13 protein-coding genes are annotated in these 14,439 nt (G+C 57.6%); 12 read left to right on the plus strand and 1 reads right to left on the minus strand.

Annotation, left to right across the window (positions count from 1 at the left end; all coding sequences use genetic code 11):
- Positions 1 to 3 precede the first annotated feature (3 nt).
- The 12 genes from X771_RS137100 to speB all read left to right on the plus strand — a co-directional run bounded on the left by X771_RS137100 (position 4) and on the right by speB (position 13,886).
- Positions 4 to 1,761, plus strand: coding sequence for a hydantoinase B/oxoprolinase family protein (locus X771_RS137100; protein WP_031203289.1), 1,758 nt, complete (start codon positions 4 to 6; stop codon positions 1,759 to 1,761).
- Positions 1,762 to 1,839: 78 nt separating this feature from the next.
- Positions 1,840 to 2,949, plus strand: a complete 1,110-nt coding sequence (locus X771_RS137095; RefSeq protein WP_023690414.1) for an FAD-dependent oxidoreductase — start codon at positions 1,840 to 1,842, stop codon at positions 2,947 to 2,949.
- Complete coding sequence (locus tag X771_RS137090) at positions 2,946 to 3,245, plus strand: (2Fe-2S)-binding protein (protein ID WP_023690415.1); 300 nt, start codon at positions 2,946 to 2,948, stop codon at positions 3,243 to 3,245. Before X771_RS137095 ends, X771_RS137090 begins: the two co-directional genes overlap by 4 nt.
- Positions 3,232 to 4,632, plus strand: a complete 1,401-nt coding sequence (locus X771_RS137085; protein WP_198025865.1) for an FAD/NAD(P)-binding oxidoreductase — start codon at positions 3,232 to 3,234, stop codon at positions 4,630 to 4,632. Before X771_RS137090 ends, X771_RS137085 begins: the two co-directional genes overlap by 14 nt.
- Before the next feature lie 466 nt (positions 4,633 to 5,098).
- Complete coding sequence (locus X771_RS137080) at positions 5,099 to 6,019, plus strand: LysR substrate-binding domain-containing protein (protein ID WP_023690417.1); 921 nt, start codon at positions 5,099 to 5,101, stop codon at positions 6,017 to 6,019.
- 1,018 nt (positions 6,020 to 7,037) lie between these two features.
- Positions 7,038 to 8,840 carry an ABC transporter ATP-binding protein gene (locus X771_RS137075; RefSeq protein ID WP_023690419.1) on the plus strand — a complete coding sequence of 601 codons (1,803 nt, stop codon included), beginning with the start codon at positions 7,038 to 7,040 and terminating at the stop codon, positions 8,838 to 8,840.
- 397 nt (positions 8,841 to 9,237) lie between these two features.
- The gene (locus X771_RS137070) at positions 9,238 to 10,515 is read left to right on the plus strand and encodes an amine dehydrogenase large subunit (RefSeq protein ID WP_156936052.1); all 1,278 of its coding nucleotides are present in this window, start codon (positions 9,238 to 9,240) and stop codon (positions 10,513 to 10,515) included.
- A 5-nt stretch (positions 10,516 to 10,520) separates the two neighbouring features.
- A complete protein-coding gene (locus X771_RS1000000166065) occupies positions 10,521 to 11,069 on the plus strand; it encodes a MauE/DoxX family redox-associated membrane protein (protein WP_023690421.1) in 549 nt (182 codons plus the stop codon).
- Between the two features lie 11 nt (positions 11,070 to 11,080).
- Positions 11,081 to 11,680 carry a redoxin domain-containing protein gene (locus X771_RS137065; protein ID WP_031203296.1) on the plus strand — a complete coding sequence of 200 codons (600 nt, stop codon included), beginning with the start codon at positions 11,081 to 11,083 and terminating at the stop codon, positions 11,678 to 11,680.
- A gap of 25 nt (positions 11,681 to 11,705) precedes the next feature.
- Positions 11,706 to 12,239, plus strand: a complete 534-nt coding sequence (locus X771_RS137060; protein ID WP_023690423.1) for a methylamine dehydrogenase light chain — start codon at positions 11,706 to 11,708, stop codon at positions 12,237 to 12,239.
- 6 nt (positions 12,240 to 12,245) lie between these two features.
- Positions 12,246 to 12,704 carry a hypothetical protein gene (locus tag X771_RS01000000165540; RefSeq protein ID WP_023690424.1) on the plus strand — a complete coding sequence of 153 codons (459 nt, stop codon included), beginning with the start codon at positions 12,246 to 12,248 and terminating at the stop codon, positions 12,702 to 12,704.
- Positions 12,705 to 12,794: 90 nt separating this feature from the next.
- Positions 12,795 to 13,886 (plus strand): agmatinase, encoded by a 1,092-nt coding sequence (gene speB / locus X771_RS137055; RefSeq protein WP_050587503.1) that lies wholly within the window; start codon positions 12,795 to 12,797, stop codon positions 13,884 to 13,886.
- A 369-nt stretch (positions 13,887 to 14,255) separates the two neighbouring features.
- Here speB and X771_RS1000000168980 read toward each other — a convergent pair.
- On the minus strand, positions 14,256 to 14,439 hold a 184-nt coding region (locus tag X771_RS1000000168980; protein ID WP_210164667.1), incomplete at its 5' end, for a hypothetical protein.

The following is a 14,439-nucleotide window of genomic DNA, read 5'->3' on the forward strand; positions in this document are numbered from 1 at the left end:
CAGATGACGAAGAAAGATAGCGGCAGCGCACCGGTCTCCGATCCGATTGCGATGGAAGTTTACAACAACCGCTTGATGACGATTGTCGAGGGAATGTTACATATCCTCGTGCGTTCATCCTTCTCCACGAATGTCAAGGAACGGCGCGACTGTTCTGTAGGATTGTTTGACGCCACGGGCCGGGTTCTCGCCCAGACAGTCCACACTCCTCTGCACTTGGGCTCCACAGTCGGCGCGGTTTCCCATTTGCTGAAGGAGTTTTCGCCGGAGCAAATCAGCGAAGGCGACGCCTTCATCTGCAACGATCCCTATGTCGCCGGGGGTACCCACCTCCCCGACATCACTGTGGTCTCGCCGGTCTTCTACAATGGCAAGCTGTCGTTCTTTCTCGCAAATATCGCCCACCATTCGGATGTCGGCGGCGTGGTTCCGGGATCCATTTCGGGTGCCGCCGAAACAATATTTGCAGAAGGAATTCGTATCCCGATCGTGCGACTGCGGCACAAAGGCAAGGTGCAGAATGACATCGTTCGTCTCGTCACCCTGAATACACGTGATCCCAAGGAACGCGAGCTCGACTTGGGAGTGCAACTCGCAACGAATGACCGCGGGATCGTCATGGCTCAGGAACTTCTCGATCAAATCGGAGATGATCGCCTTACCGCAGCAATAGCGGATATGATCGCCTATACGCGGCACCGCCTCCTCAATCAGCTCGCAGCGTTCACGTCGAAAGAGGCCAGTTATGAGGCATTTCTCGACGACGATGGTATTGGCGACGAACCGATAAGGATCGCCGTGCGGATATCCGTGTCAGGCGGCAAATTACTATTCGACTTTTCAGGCACCGGTCCGCAAGCCGCGGGTGCAATGAATGTACCGTTCAATGCCCTGCAAGCGACGGTAGTGTATTGCGTCAAAATGATGATCGATCCGGGATTGATGCCCAATCATGGCATTTTCGACTGCATCGAGATTCAGACGCCCGGCCGGTCGATCGTCAGTCCCGCACATCCCGCAGCGGTCGGCGCGCGATCGATCACTGCAAACAAGGTCGCGCGCGCGGTCATTGGAGCGCTGGCGCAAATGCTACCGCAGGAGCGCGGTATCGCGTCGGGCCAGGACATTGTGCCCGGTATCTGCTTTGCAGGAAAACGAAGCAATGGCGACGATTATGTCTACATGGAAACTATCGGCGGAGGATCTGGAGGGACGGCGGAAGTCGATGGCATGGACGGCGTGCAGGTTCACGTCACCAATACCTCCAATTTGCCGGTCGAAGCCCTTGAGCACGAATACAATCTCCTCGTTGATGAATATGCGCTGGTGGAGGACAGCTGTGGCGCGGGCAGGTACCGGGGTGGTCTCGGCATCGCGCGGCAGATTGCCGCCACGGAAGATGACGTCATCTTCTCAGTGCGTTCAGATGGCCATATATACCCGCCTCCCGGGCTACGCGGTGGCCAGGATGCGCGTTGTGCGAAAATACTATTCAATTCAGGTTCCGCGGAAGAACGTGAACTCGATTCGAAGACTACCAATTTCGTTCTTAACTCCGGTGACAGTATAAGAATCGAAACGCCGGGCGGCGGAGGATATGGTCCCGTTGGTGAAAGAAGCGATAAGCAAGTTATCGACGACATCGAAAATCGCAAGACATCGCTCGCATTCGCGAAAAAAGCTTACGGCACGTCACGGGTAGAGCAGATACTCGAAAAAAGTGAGCAGTCGGCCTTTGATGCAATCAAGGCGGCTGAATGAACTTCTATGAACTCGCCCAGNCTCGAAAAAAGTGAGCAGTCGGCCTTTGATGCAATCAAGGCGGCTGAATGAACTTCTATGAACTCGCCCAGAAAAACTTTCGATGTGATTGTTGCCGGTGGCGGTCTGATGGGGATTTCCATTTCCGTTGGGCTGAGACTGCGCGGCCTTGATGTGCTCGTGCTTGATGGCTGCGATGACGACAATCGCGCCGCACGGGGCAATTTCGGCCTCATTTGGGTCCAGACCAAGGGCCACACCTTCCGACCCTATGCGCAGCTTTCGCGCAAAGCGGCAAAGATATGGCCGGCCTTTAGTTCGCAGTTGAAGGAATTGAGCGGAATAGACGTCGGCCTGGAGGGCGACGGGGCCTTCTATCTCTGCATGTCGGAAGGGGAATGGAAAGATCGCGCGGAATTGATGAGAAAACAATTCGACAATGATCTTCCCGTGGCTGCCGCGTATGAGATGATGGAGCGCGGCGACCTGGACAAGCATATTCCGGGTCTTGGCAATTCGGTGGTCGGTGGCTGTTACGGCCGTCTGGACGGCGCGGTGAACCCCTTGAAGTTCTTTCGGGCGTTACATTCGGCATTTGGCGCAATTGGTGGCGAATACCGTGCATCCAGCGCTGTCACAGAGATCCGGCCAGCAGGGTCCGACTTCCAGGTAACAGCCGGGAACTCGACATATAGCTGCGCCAAATTGGTGCTGGCCGCAGGACTTGGCAACAACCAGCTGGCACCGATGGTCGACCTCGCAATGAATATACGACCCGTCAGGGGGCAGGTTCTGGCTACGAACAAACTGCCGAAATCGCTCCATTATCCCACCCACACAATCAGGCAGATGAGCGAAGGTGCCTTCATTATCGGCGATTCTCGCGAAGAGGTGGGACTCAATGACGGAACCACGCCTGAGGTCATGTCAGCCATCGCAAGGAAAGCCATAGCGTGTTTTCCCGTTCTGGCCGATGCGCAGCTTTTGCGCGCCTGGGGCGGGCTGCGAACGTTCACAAAGGATGGAATACCACTCTACCTGCGCTCCCAATCCTATCCCAACGCCTATGCAGTGAACGTTCATAGCGGAGTCACCCTGGCTCCCGTGCATGCGCAAGACCTAGCGTCGGCCATTGAAGAAGGAAACCTGGAGGCTCGATTTCCGGACTTTTCAAGGGAGAGATCATGAATTTCCGCCCTATATTTGAGGAAGAGGCCGCCGAGCGGACAATCATCCAGGTCAACGGCGTGCCGGTGACCGCCAGGGTTGGCCAAACGCTTGCACTGGCGCTGCTGGAAAACGGCCTCGACCATTTCAATGTCAATCCGGTATCGGGAAAACGGCGTCTGCCCTATTGCATGATGGGCGCCTGCTTTGAATGCCGGATCATTGTCAACGGGGTGGCTGACGTTCTGGCCTGTAGAGCTGAAGTTCGTGATAGCATGGTCATCGAAACGCAGGACAATTGCCGTGAAAAAATATGATGTGGTCGTCATCGGCGCCGGTCCTGCCGGATTGGCAGGCGCGTTACAGGCGCACGAACTAGGCCTATCTGTCGTGATCCTAGACGACGGGAAACGGCCCGGCGGACAGATTTACCGGAATCTTGAGAACCTGAACGACAATATGCGGTCGGTGCTAGGAAAAAATTACCAAGCTGGCAAAAGATTGCTGAGAACCGCCAAGCACATGGGCCTTGATATTAGGGCAGAAGCGGTGGTCTGGCATATCTCGGCGGAGAAGATGGTATTCTTCGTGCATAAAGACGAAGTGGCAGTGGTTGAAGCTGAAGCTATAATGCTTGCCACGGGTGCACTTGAGCGACCTTTTCCGGTTCCCGGGTGGACCTTGCCAGGCGTCATGACCGCTGGTGCTGCACAAATAGCAATGAAATCCGGCTCGGCCATTCCTGCCGGACGTATCGTACTGGCGGGGTGCGGCCCACTCTTGTATCTCGTCGCGGGCCAGTTGGCTCAGGCCGGGGCCGATGTCCGAGCTGTGCTCGACACTACCCCACGCGGAAACTACTGGCGCGCTCTTCGCTATATCAAGCTTGGGTCCACGGGCCTTAGCCAGCTCTTCGACGGTGTTCGGATGATCCGAACTATGTCTGCCTATGGCATCCGCCGGATACTTCAGGTGGAAGACATCAGAATCCTAGGTGAAAACCGTTCGGAAGCTGTCGAATATTCTACTCGTAGCGAGTCCGGAATTATCGAAGCCGATTGCATTCTTCTCCACCAAGGCGTCGTACCTAACATACAGCTGTACAGACATTTAGGCTGCGAGATTAAATGGACTGATTCACAGCTCTGCTTTCACCCTGTGGTCGACGGTAATTGGGAGACGAGCGTGCCTGGCATATTCGCGGTCGGCGACAATGCATGCATAATGGGAGCAAAGGCAGCTCAATATTCCGCGCGTTTGGCGGCCCTTCACATCGCAGAAAACAAGAAGCGGATTATCGATCCGAAGACCAGGAATTCCATCCAGCGGAAATTCCGCCACCATTCTGAAATACGCAAATTTATTGATACGCTGTATCGACCACCATCACAGTTCCGAATGCCGACGCGGGAAAGTACCGTGATATGCCGCTGCGAGGAAATTACCGCCGGTGAGATCACAGATTTGGCAGCCGCTGGCTGTGTAGGCCCGAACCAGGCCAAATTTTTCACACGATGTGGCATGGGCCCTTGTCAGGGACGCAATTGCGGGCTCACTGTCACCGAATTGTTCGCGCACGCTACAGGAAAGTCGCCGACCGAGGTGGGATACTACACTATCCGTTCTCCAATACGCCCTTTACCATTGGCAGCCCTCGCCCGTGTCGAAACGAATGGCCTCGCAGCGGATATCGAGTTTTCCTGACGGAGCGTTTGAATTGTTAAGCTCTCAAAAGCTGTGTTCCAGTCGTCGAAAAAAGGGTTCCATGATGAAGTCGAGGCTTTCGGGCGCGCTGGCCGCCTTCATCCTACGCCAATCGTGTGGTATTAGACCAGAATTGGTCGGCACTCGCTCGGCAGCGGTTCATGAAACATCGGGCAATACATATTAACCCGTACCATCTGCGCGGGTGCCACGCGGATCATTCGATCGGTCTTGTTTTGCGCTTTCAAGAACGTCTTGATGCTATAAGTCCTATCCGCTCAAAGTTCCAGGAGGGTCTTGCAGTACAGATCAGATGGTCGGGATGGCTGTTAGCCGCCTTGATGCACGGCGATGAGCTTTCGGCGGCCTGCATCGGCGATCTGGCCGCCCTCGGGGTGCANCTTCATCCTACGCCAATCGTGTGGTATTAGACCAGAATTGGTCGGCACTCGCTCGGCAGCGGTTCATGAAATTTAATCAAATTGAGGCATATCGCGCTGTGATGCTTGCGGGGAGCGTGAGTGACGCAGCTCATTTCTTGAACGTTTCCCAGCCTGGTATAAGCCGCCTGATCAAGGATCTCGAACGTTCGATTGGATTTGATCTTTTCGACCGAATTCCGGGAAGGATCGTACCTACTCCCGAAGGTGAGGCGTTTTTCAAGTATGTGCAGCGGACTTATTCGGGCATTCAATATCTTGAAGGCGCAGCAAAGGACATCGCCAATCTCAAGCATGACCGGCTCCGCATCGCTTCATTTCCCGCTGCATCACTTGAAGTGGTGCCGAGGTCAATTGTGAGGATGAACGAAGCTTACCCGGACCTGAAGATAAGACTTGAAGTACGCAGCTCGCTTAGGATTCTGGATCTGGTTTCCAGTCGGCAAGTCGATGTCGGCATTGCTGCATTTCCAGTTAATTACCCGGGTGTTATTCTCGAACGTGTGTATGAACCTTTCTGCAAGTGTGTTCTGCCGGCGGGACATCCCAAAAGCGGCCTAAGTAGAATCTCGCTCGAAGACCTGAAGAACGAGACGAATATCGGAATCTCGGAAGAGCTTACAATCGGAAAGGCGTTAATTCTGGCCGGGATTGAATCAAACGTAGAGATCGACAACCTGATCGAGACGACCTCCGGGTATACGATTTGCAAAATGGTTGAAATGGGATTGGGTGTCGGTCTGGTTGACCCGCTCGCCGCATCCTTGTTCCGAGAGAGTACCGTGGTGGCTGTTGAATTCAAACCGGATGTCAAGTTCGGGTTTGCGATTGTGCTGTCTGAACACGCAATTCGATCACGCGCCGTGGATAAATTTATCAAGATCCTGAATGACACCGTTAAGCGGACGATATATCCGGCGGAGTTTGAGCCTCATATCATTTCCTGACCAACTTAGGATCTAACCCCATCGACACGAAACTTCCCGGTGGCCGTCGAACGTAGATCCGCGCCATGATGCGCGAATCGTCTTTGATGAGCAACTGGCAGTTCGAGCCCCGATATTGGCGCTGAGCGGCTGAAGCGCAAATATCCGCGCTGTCCGACCGTGCTGATTATTTTATTAAAGACCGGACGAATGTTCGGACGAACAATCGCCGCCGGGGCAAGCGGATATGCAGCCAAGAAGATCAATCTCGGCGAAGAATTCCAGAGGGCTCCGTATCGCGAGTGAAGCCTGTGCAAATGAAGACGCCGTGCGAATGATCGTAGACGTTGAGTGGCGGTGGGGTCCAGCCTTTTCTGGCAGGCCGGTTGGGCTTGTAGATTCGACAACGATCGGATAGCAGGCAGCTGTGTCGCGGGTGTTGACCTCGAGGAAGGAAATGACGCCGGCGACAGCAGGCCCCCGGCGAGTTACGGGCTGCCACGTGACCGATTTTGAAACCCCTAAGGCAAACGATTCCGCAGACTTCTACCGCCTTGTTCCAACCCAAGCTTTCTCTTCCACATTTTTCGGAGCACAACATTGCACAGACGCGGAACGCGGTTGAACGAGGCGTGAATTTCGCGTTTCCCCGCGGAGGAATCCTGTCCGCCATTCTTGGGAAAACGCCCCGGCAACCGATACCTCCTGTCGGGTTGGTCGAGTCCGCGACACGGTGCTGGTCGGCCTCGTGCCTGCGCTTACTGCTGCGCTCGCATTTAAGCCATTGAATAACATTTAGAAAATTTCTCCAAGGCTTCCTCTCGCGCAGTTGGCGCGATTCTTGATGCTCCCTCATCGTAAGGCGGCAGTAGTTCTGCCGACTAATATTTATGTCGTGGTAACGTATGTACGGAAGCGAAGGAAAGTATCATGCCAAGTCCGCGTCAGATCGCATTCTGATAGACGTTTTCGTCCTCTCATCGAGTTTCTATGTTCAGCTTTGTTGGGAACGAGCGTCTTGAAGCGCTCGTCTAGAACCATGAGTCATTTCCGTGTCGATCTGCGCGGGGGCGCTTTTCGCAACGTGTTCGCCTTCATCACTCCCCATTGGATGCGGCAGGCGACCCGGCTCGCAGTCATCATGGCAGCGGTGCTTGCCGCAACGCTGGCTGACCTCTTGACGCCGCTCTATTCGGGCCGTCTTGTCGGTGCTGTTGCCGGTGGTGCTGCCGTGGAAGTGATGGCCTGGGATGCTGCCCTTGCAGCCTTCTCCATGCTGATTGCGCTTGCGCTCGGCGCCCTCGTCATGCGTCAAATCGCCTTCATTAGCATGGTCGATTTGACCTTGAAGATGATGTCCGACATATCGAGCGAGGCGTTCCGTCGCGTTCAGCGCCTTCCGACCGACTGGCATGGCAACAGCTTCGCCGGCGCGACGGTGCGCAAGATCACGCGCGGCATGTGGGCGCTTGATCTTTTGAACGACACGATCCTGCTCGTATTGTTCCCTTCGCTCATCATGATCGTCGGTTCGACCGTGTTGCTCGGCTGGAACTGGCTGGGCATGGGCCTGATCATCGCTTGCGGCTTGCTCGTCTATGTCGCGCTGACGATCACGTTGTCGCTCGGCTACGTCGCCCCGGCGGCGGGGCTGGCCAATAGCTGGGACACCCGGCTCGGCGGTGTGCTAGCGGACGCAATCAGCTGCAACGCGGTGGTCAAAGGCTTCGGCGCCGAGGTGCGGGAAGACGAGCGTCTCGTGACGGTCATCGCCAAGTGGCGGCACAGGACGCGCCGGACCTGGGCACGCGAGGCGATCAACGGCACGACTCAGGGCATCACGCTGCTTGCGCTGTGGGCGGCGGTGATCGGCTATGCCCTGCATCTATGGTCGCGCGGCCGGGCAACCCCGGGCGATATCGCTTTCATGCTCACCTCGTTCTTCGTCCTGCAGGGCTATCTGCGCGATGTCGGCATGCATGTGCGCAACATCCAGCGCTCGGTCAATGACATGGAGGAGTTGGTCGATATGCAGAGCCAGCCGCTCGGCATTGCCGAGCGGCTGGGGGCCGAGCCGATCCGGATTACGAAGGGCCGTATTGATTTCGAGAACGTCCATTTCCACTACGGCAACCATCGGCTGCGACTCTACAGCGATTTCTCGGTGTCGATCAAGGCCGGCGAGCGGGTTGGATTGGTCGGCCCCTCGGGGTCCGGCAAGACCACATTCGTGAAGCTCATCCAGAGGCTCTACGACCTCAACGGCGGCCGGATCCTGATAGACGGCCAGGACATCTCCAAAGTGACCCAGGCCTCGCTTCGTTCGCAGATCGCGATCGTGCATCAGGAACCGATCCTGTTTCATAGGTCGTTTGCCGAGAACATCGCCTACAGCCGGCCCAGTGCGAGCCAGGCCGAGATCGAGGAAGCGGCACGGCTCGCCAACGCGCATGAGTTTATCGCACGCCTGCCGAAGGGCTATGGCACGTTGGTGGGCGAACGCGGCGTGAAACTTTCCGGCGGGGAACGCCAACGGGTGGCGATCGCGCGCGCCTTCCTCGCGAATGCACCCATCCTGATCTTCGATGAGGCGACCTCAAGCCTCGATTCGGAATCGGAGGTGCTGATCCAGAAGGCAATGGAACGGCTAATGGTCGGCAGGACCACGCTGGTCATCGCGCACCGGCTCTCGACGGTACGCGCTCTCGACAGGCTGCTCGTCTTCGACCGCGGCCGCATCATCGAGGAAGGTACCCATGCGGCGTTAGTCCGTCTCGACTCTGGCATTTATCGCCGCCTATTCGAGCTACAGGCGCTGGAGCTGACGAAGGGCCTTATCTGAGGCCAATGCCGACCGCGGTCGAATGAGGGGCGGCTTCCATTTCCCAAGACGGCGGAGTCCTGTCCGCCGTCTTGGGAAAACAACGGTCAACCGACACCTACTGTCGAGTTTGTCGAGTCCGCGACACCGAGGGCTGTTCGGCCCAGCTCCTGCTGCACTCTCGTTAAGTCATTGAATACATGCAGAGCGCGTTGTTCTGATGCTCTTTTCTGCGCAATTGGCACGGTTTTTGGAGCTCCATCGTTGCGAGGCGGCAGAAGCTGACGGCCGACCTTCATGTGTCGTGGGTGAGATCGCGATGGCGATTCACCTAATTTGAACACGTGGGAGCCGTTCTGTCTGCAGATTGATTTCAGGCCACGGCTTCCGCGGCAGCTTCCGCGCCGCGATCTCTCGCATGTGGCGAACCCTGCTTTGGATGCCGATCGTTATTGAAATCGAACGAGGAGATTTCGGATTGCTAAGAATATTCAGACGGAGCGTTGAAGGCTTTCCGGTGATCGAAAGCCCTGCGCCAAATTTCACGGCGGCGGCGGTTGGCCTTTTTACTGTTGTCGCCGCAATCGTCACCGCTACTTTGGCGGCACACGCACAACAACTGGAGCAGGAGGAAGTTACGGTCGAAACGATCCCCGCCGGCGCCAAGAAAGTCTACCTCGCCGATATGGCGGCCAACCACAATGTCGATGGTCGCCTGTACATTCTCAACGCCGACGATCTTAAATTTCTGGGGATTGTCGGCACCGGCTTTGACGGGATGATTTACCTTCCCCACCGCGAAAGCGAAATTTACGTCGCCACCACGTATTACTCGAAGCTGACGCGTGGCGAGCGCCTGGATCTCCTCGAGGTCTATGATGCCTCGAGCCTTGCGCTCAAGGAAGAAATCGAGATTCCAAAGACACGTGCGCAAGCTGCGAGTTATCGGCCGCTTATGCAGGGTTCCGCGGATGACCGCTTCGTCTTTATCCAGAATGCCACGCCTGCAACTTCCATCACTGTCGTCGACATGGATGCCAAGGCGGCCACCGCCGAGATTTCGAACGACGGCTGCTACGGCACCTATCCGGCAGCGGGAAATCCGTTACGTTTTTCCACGATTTGCGGTGACGGCACCTTCGGCACTTACACGCTGGCGCAGGACGGCAAGAGTGCCGAGCGCAAGTCGAGCACAAAGCTCTTCGACGCCGACGAGGAAGCATTGTTCAGCCACGCCGAGCGGGACGGCCAGAGTTGGCTGTTCGTCTCCTACGGCGGCACGGTGTACAGGGTCAACTTCGAAGGCGAGACCGTGGAGCTGCTCGAGACATTCCCGCTCAACGAAGGAGTGGAAGGCAGCTGGCGCCCGGGCGGGGCCCAGCCGATCGCCTATCATTCCGGTTCCGGAGTGCTTTTTGCGCTGATGCATTCAGGCGGTGCGGAGGGCAGCCACAAGAACCCGGCCGAGGAAATTTGGGCCTTCGACGTGCGAAAAAAGGCACTGCTATCGCGTTCACCTACCAAGACAGCGACTTCCCTGACCGTTTCCACCGCGGAGACACCGACCCTATTTGCAATCAACCCGATCGACGCGACAGTCATCCGGTATACCGCCGATCCCGCGGCGCGGTTCCCGCTCACTGAGACACATGTCGAGAAGGTGGGTGAGACCGTCATACAGGTCGAGGCTGATTGAGCGCCATGCACGAGCTCGATCCCCTAGCCGTCGTCACTTCGATCGGACTTCTCGTTTTGGTGTTCGCGCGCGCTGTTCTTCACAAAATTACGGATTTCGGGAAGTTGCGGCAAACCGTCATCGAATATCGTATCGCGCCGGAGCGATGGGCCGGACCTATCACCGCTGCGCTGACCGGTGCCGAGAGTCTCACCCTGGCATCGCTGCTTACGCCGGGCTTTAGAGGCTTCGGAACGCTGGCGGCGGCGTTCCTTTTATTGGGCTATGGCGCAGCGATGGCGATCAACCTGGCACGCGGGCGCACAAGTATCGATTGCGGCTGCGGCGGCCTCGGTCAGAGCATCTCCTGGGTACTCGTTGGCCGCAACGTCACGCTTGCCGGCCTTGCTGGAGTCGCCGCCGCGCCGGTGGTGGTCCGGCCGTTCGGTGGATTCGATGTAATGTTGATGACAACGGTCCTCGGGGCGGCTTGGCTGCTTTTGCTTGTTTTCGAGAGGCTGCTGCAGACCTTCTCACATGTACGGGCAGTCGGCGCTTACCGCCGCAGATATTGAAGGAGGCGGACATGACACTTCAGGCGCTGGCTGTCACGGTCTTGATTTTGGGGCTCCTGGTGATCGCCTTGCTGATCCTCGTTCTGGCGCTCGCCCGGCAGGTGGGAGTCCTATTCGAGCGGGTCGCTCCGATTGGGGCGCTCATCACTGATTCAGGCCCCGGCATCGGCGATCTAGTTCCCCAAATGGACCTGACGACGCTTGACGGGCGCTCGATCGCCATCGGTGTCGCCGGGAATCGAAGCCAGCTCTTCTTTTTCGTGTCGCCGGATTGCCCGGTCTGCAAGCGGCTTTTGCCCATCCTCAAATCGGCCCGAACCGCGGAAGCCGGTTGGCTTGACGTGGTGCTCGCCAGCGATGGCGAACGCAACGTCCACGAGCGTTTTGTTCGCGAGCGCGGCCTCGGAGACTTCGCTTATGTACTGTCTCGTGACTTCGGTATGATTTTTCGTGTCAGTCGGCTGCCCTTCGCAGTGCTGATCGACGGATCGCGCGTGGTTCGCGCGAAGGGGTTGGTGAACAATCGCGAACAGCTCGAGAGCCTTTTCATCGCGAAGGAATTCGGTTCGCCATCAATCCAGCATTATCTGGACAGGACGGCCGTTGAATGAGCTTCGGGATTCATTGGAGGCAGACATGTTGAACAAGTTTTCCAGGTTCGTTACCGCTTTCGACGACTTCGCCGAGGCCGGAATCCGGCGCTCCGCTCAGAGACTTGGGCGACGCAGCTTTCTGTCGATCCTAGGTGGAGCATTGGTTGGCGGAACAGCGCTACCCATGCTGCCCTTCGATCGAAGCGACGGACGCGCTCACGCGCAGGGCCCGGACGACGATAAGGCGTGCGAATACTGGCGCTATTGTGCCCTTGACGGGTACCTGTGCACCTGCTGTGGCGGCACGGTCTCGTCCTGCCCGCCGGGCTCGGAAGCCTCCGTCGTCACCTGGGTCGGCACCTGCCAAAGCGCCCAGGACGGCAAGGCCTATCTCATCAGTTACAACGACTGCTGCGGCGTGACGACCTGCGGACGCTGCCCTTGCAACTACAATGTCGGCGAGCGACCGGGATACAGGATGGGCGTCCATAACGACATCAACTGGTGCATGGCCAATGACCGGGGCATTTATCATTGTACTGTCGCTGCCGTAATCGGCGTGTCGGCGGCCGGGTGATCGCGCATGGGTATCCGGCTCACACTCCTGACCGGCATGGTAAGCGCGGGACTATTGAGCTTCACGGGGCACGCGTTTGCCGGCAGCGATTCCCCGCAGACCCTCTACCTGCTGCGTTGCTCTGGCTGTCACGGGATCGACGGCAGTGGCTCGAAGACCGGCCGTGTGCCCGGGTTGGTGGGCATCAACAAATTGCTCCTGCATCCTGATGGGCGACTATTTCTCGCCAATGTGCCGGGCATTGAGAACTCCGGTCTTTCGGACAGTCAGATCGCCCAGCTACTGAACTGGGCGCTCGATCATTGGGGCGATCGCTCGATCAGTGAGATTGGCCCGCCACTGACCGGCGATGAAATCAGGCGTCTCGAGAAGATTCCCGTAGACGATCTCACCCGCCTGCGCGGCCGCATCGCCGATGACCTCGCAGCTCAAGGCATCGATATCGGGTCTTATTCGGCGCATTGAGTTCAAAATCGGGATCAAACGGAGCTCGACCCAGATCCGGCCCACGTCTCCGGAAGAGAGGCCGCGCCAACAAGGGAGATCGTAGGCAAAATGGCATGGGACAACGAACGGCTTAGCGCTCTTCGCAACAAGTATGGACAAGGGGGCAGCGGTGAGCCATTCGATCCAAAGTTCCGCCGTATGGCCAATAAGATTTTCGCTTATTCTGGCTCCGGCGGCGCGCCCTACGCCGGCATCCCTACTTTCCTTGACGCGCCCTACTGCCCGATCGACCCCTCCAACCCCGATTTTGGCGACATCCAGGTTGCGATCGTCGGCATGCCGATGGACCTCGGCGTCACCAATCGCACTGGCGCCAGCTTCGGGCCGCGCGCGTTACGTGCTATCGAGCGTATTGGTCCCTACAATCATATACTCGACTGCGCGCCGGTGTTTGATCTGCACGTCGCAGACATTGGCGACGTCCCCTTTTCCAGCCGCTACCGGCTCGAGCAGTGCCACGCCGACATTGAGGCCTATCTCGACAACATCGTCGAGGCCGGCGTGATACCACTCACGGTCGGTGGCGACCATTCTATCACCCATCCGATCCTCAAGGCGGTCGGCAGAGAACGTCCGGTCGGACTTATTCACATCGACGCGCATTGCGACACCGGCGGTGCCTTCGGCCAGACCAGATTCCATCACGGTGGCCCTTTTCGCAATGCGGTGCTCGACGGTGTGCTAGATCCGACGCGCGCCATCCAGATCGGTATCCGTGGTGCGGCGGAATATTTTTGGGAATTTTCCTACGAATCCGGCATGACGGTGATCCATGGCGAGGATATCCCCTCTATTGGCATTCCCGCGATCATCGAAAAGGCGCTGCAGATCGTCGGCGACGGCCCCACTTATCTCTCTTTCGACATTGACAGCTTGGATCCCGCCTTTGCCCCCGGAACGGGGACGCCTGAAGTGGGTGGGCTCTCCACCCGGGAAGTGATGCAGTTCATCCGCGGCCTCAAGGGCATCAACTTTTTCGGCGGCGATGTGGTCGAAGTCGCTCCGCAATATGATGCCACGACCAATACCGCTCAGGCCGGCGCTCAGATGCTGTTCGAGATACTGAGCCTGATGGTTTTCAGCCCGTCCATTGCCCACAAGCCGGGCGGCCGGGGTGACCGGGTTCAAAAGGGAGGATGACTACCCCGCTTTAGGCATCGGCCTGGACGATGACGGCTCGGGATGCTCCTGTCGTCGATCGCGCGAGCGCGTAGTAGACCACCGCCGGCGGCGCACGGCCTTCCCCTGGCCGTCTGAAAGGGCACCTTCAACGGCACCCCGGCTTGTCGTCCCCAAACTGAACAAGAGGCATTTGCAATCTCATGCTGCTGCGCCACGTCGTAAACAACAGCACCGGGCTCGAAGCTTTCCTATGCGATCCGGATCTTGTCCTCATGCCGCCAGTGCCGACGCCGTTCGGCACCCTAAAACCTCAATCTTCATCGACTTAAGGTCGGAGACTCCGACGAACCCTTAAATCACGCAAGGCAGCCCCCGCCGGATAGACACTTACGAGCAACTGGCCCTCCCATCTGCGGAACACCGCTCGTTCTGGCCTTTTTGCCCGGAAACCGGGATCATCGGGACCGAGCCCATCCAGAATGCGCCGAGCGCTCCTGTGGTTGTGTGCGTCAAGTTCTGCAAAATGGGGCGGCCATGATGCTGGTCATGCGGCTTGGCGCAGAGCGAGCTT

Origin of the sequence: Mesorhizobium sp. LSJC269B00 (assembly GCF_000502815.1) — a bacterium.
Classification (GTDB): Bacteria; Pseudomonadota; Alphaproteobacteria; order Rhizobiales; family Rhizobiaceae; genus Mesorhizobium.

What these genes read in the sequence shown, in the direction of transcription:
- X771_RS137090 (WP_023690415.1), top strand. Translation starts at nt 2,946, where the DNA reads ATGAATTTCCGCCCTATATTTGAGGAAGAGGCCGCCGAGCGGACAATC.
- X771_RS137080 (WP_023690417.1), top strand. Translation starts at nt 5,099, where the DNA reads ATGAAATTTAATCAAATTGAGGCATATCGCGCTGTGATGCTTGCGGGG.
- X771_RS1000000166065 (WP_023690421.1), top strand. Translation starts at nt 10,521, where the DNA reads ATGCACGAGCTCGATCCCCTAGCCGTCGTCACTTCGATCGGACTTCTC.
- speB (WP_050587503.1), top strand. Translation starts at nt 12,795, where the DNA reads ATGGCATGGGACAACGAACGGCTTAGCGCTCTTCGCAACAAGTATGGA.
- X771_RS137070 (WP_156936052.1), top strand. Translation starts at nt 9,238, where the DNA reads ATGTGGCGAACCCTGCTTTGGATGCCGATCGTTATTGAAATCGAACGA.
- X771_RS137075 (WP_023690419.1), top strand. Translation starts at nt 7,038, where the DNA reads ATGAGTCATTTCCGTGTCGATCTGCGCGGGGGCGCTTTTCGCAACGTG.
- X771_RS01000000165540 (WP_023690424.1), top strand. Translation starts at nt 12,246, where the DNA reads ATGGGTATCCGGCTCACACTCCTGACCGGCATGGTAAGCGCGGGACTA.
- X771_RS137095 (WP_023690414.1), top strand. Translation starts at nt 1,840, where the DNA reads ATGAACTCGCCCAGAAAAACTTTCGATGTGATTGTTGCCGGTGGCGGT.
- X771_RS137065 (WP_031203296.1), top strand. Translation starts at nt 11,081, where the DNA reads ATGACACTTCAGGCGCTGGCTGTCACGGTCTTGATTTTGGGGCTCCTG.
- X771_RS137100 (WP_031203289.1), top strand. Translation starts at nt 4, where the DNA reads ATGACGAAGAAAGATAGCGGCAGCGCACCGGTCTCCGATCCGATTGCG.
- X771_RS137060 (WP_023690423.1), top strand. Translation starts at nt 11,706, where the DNA reads ATGTTGAACAAGTTTTCCAGGTTCGTTACCGCTTTCGACGACTTCGCC.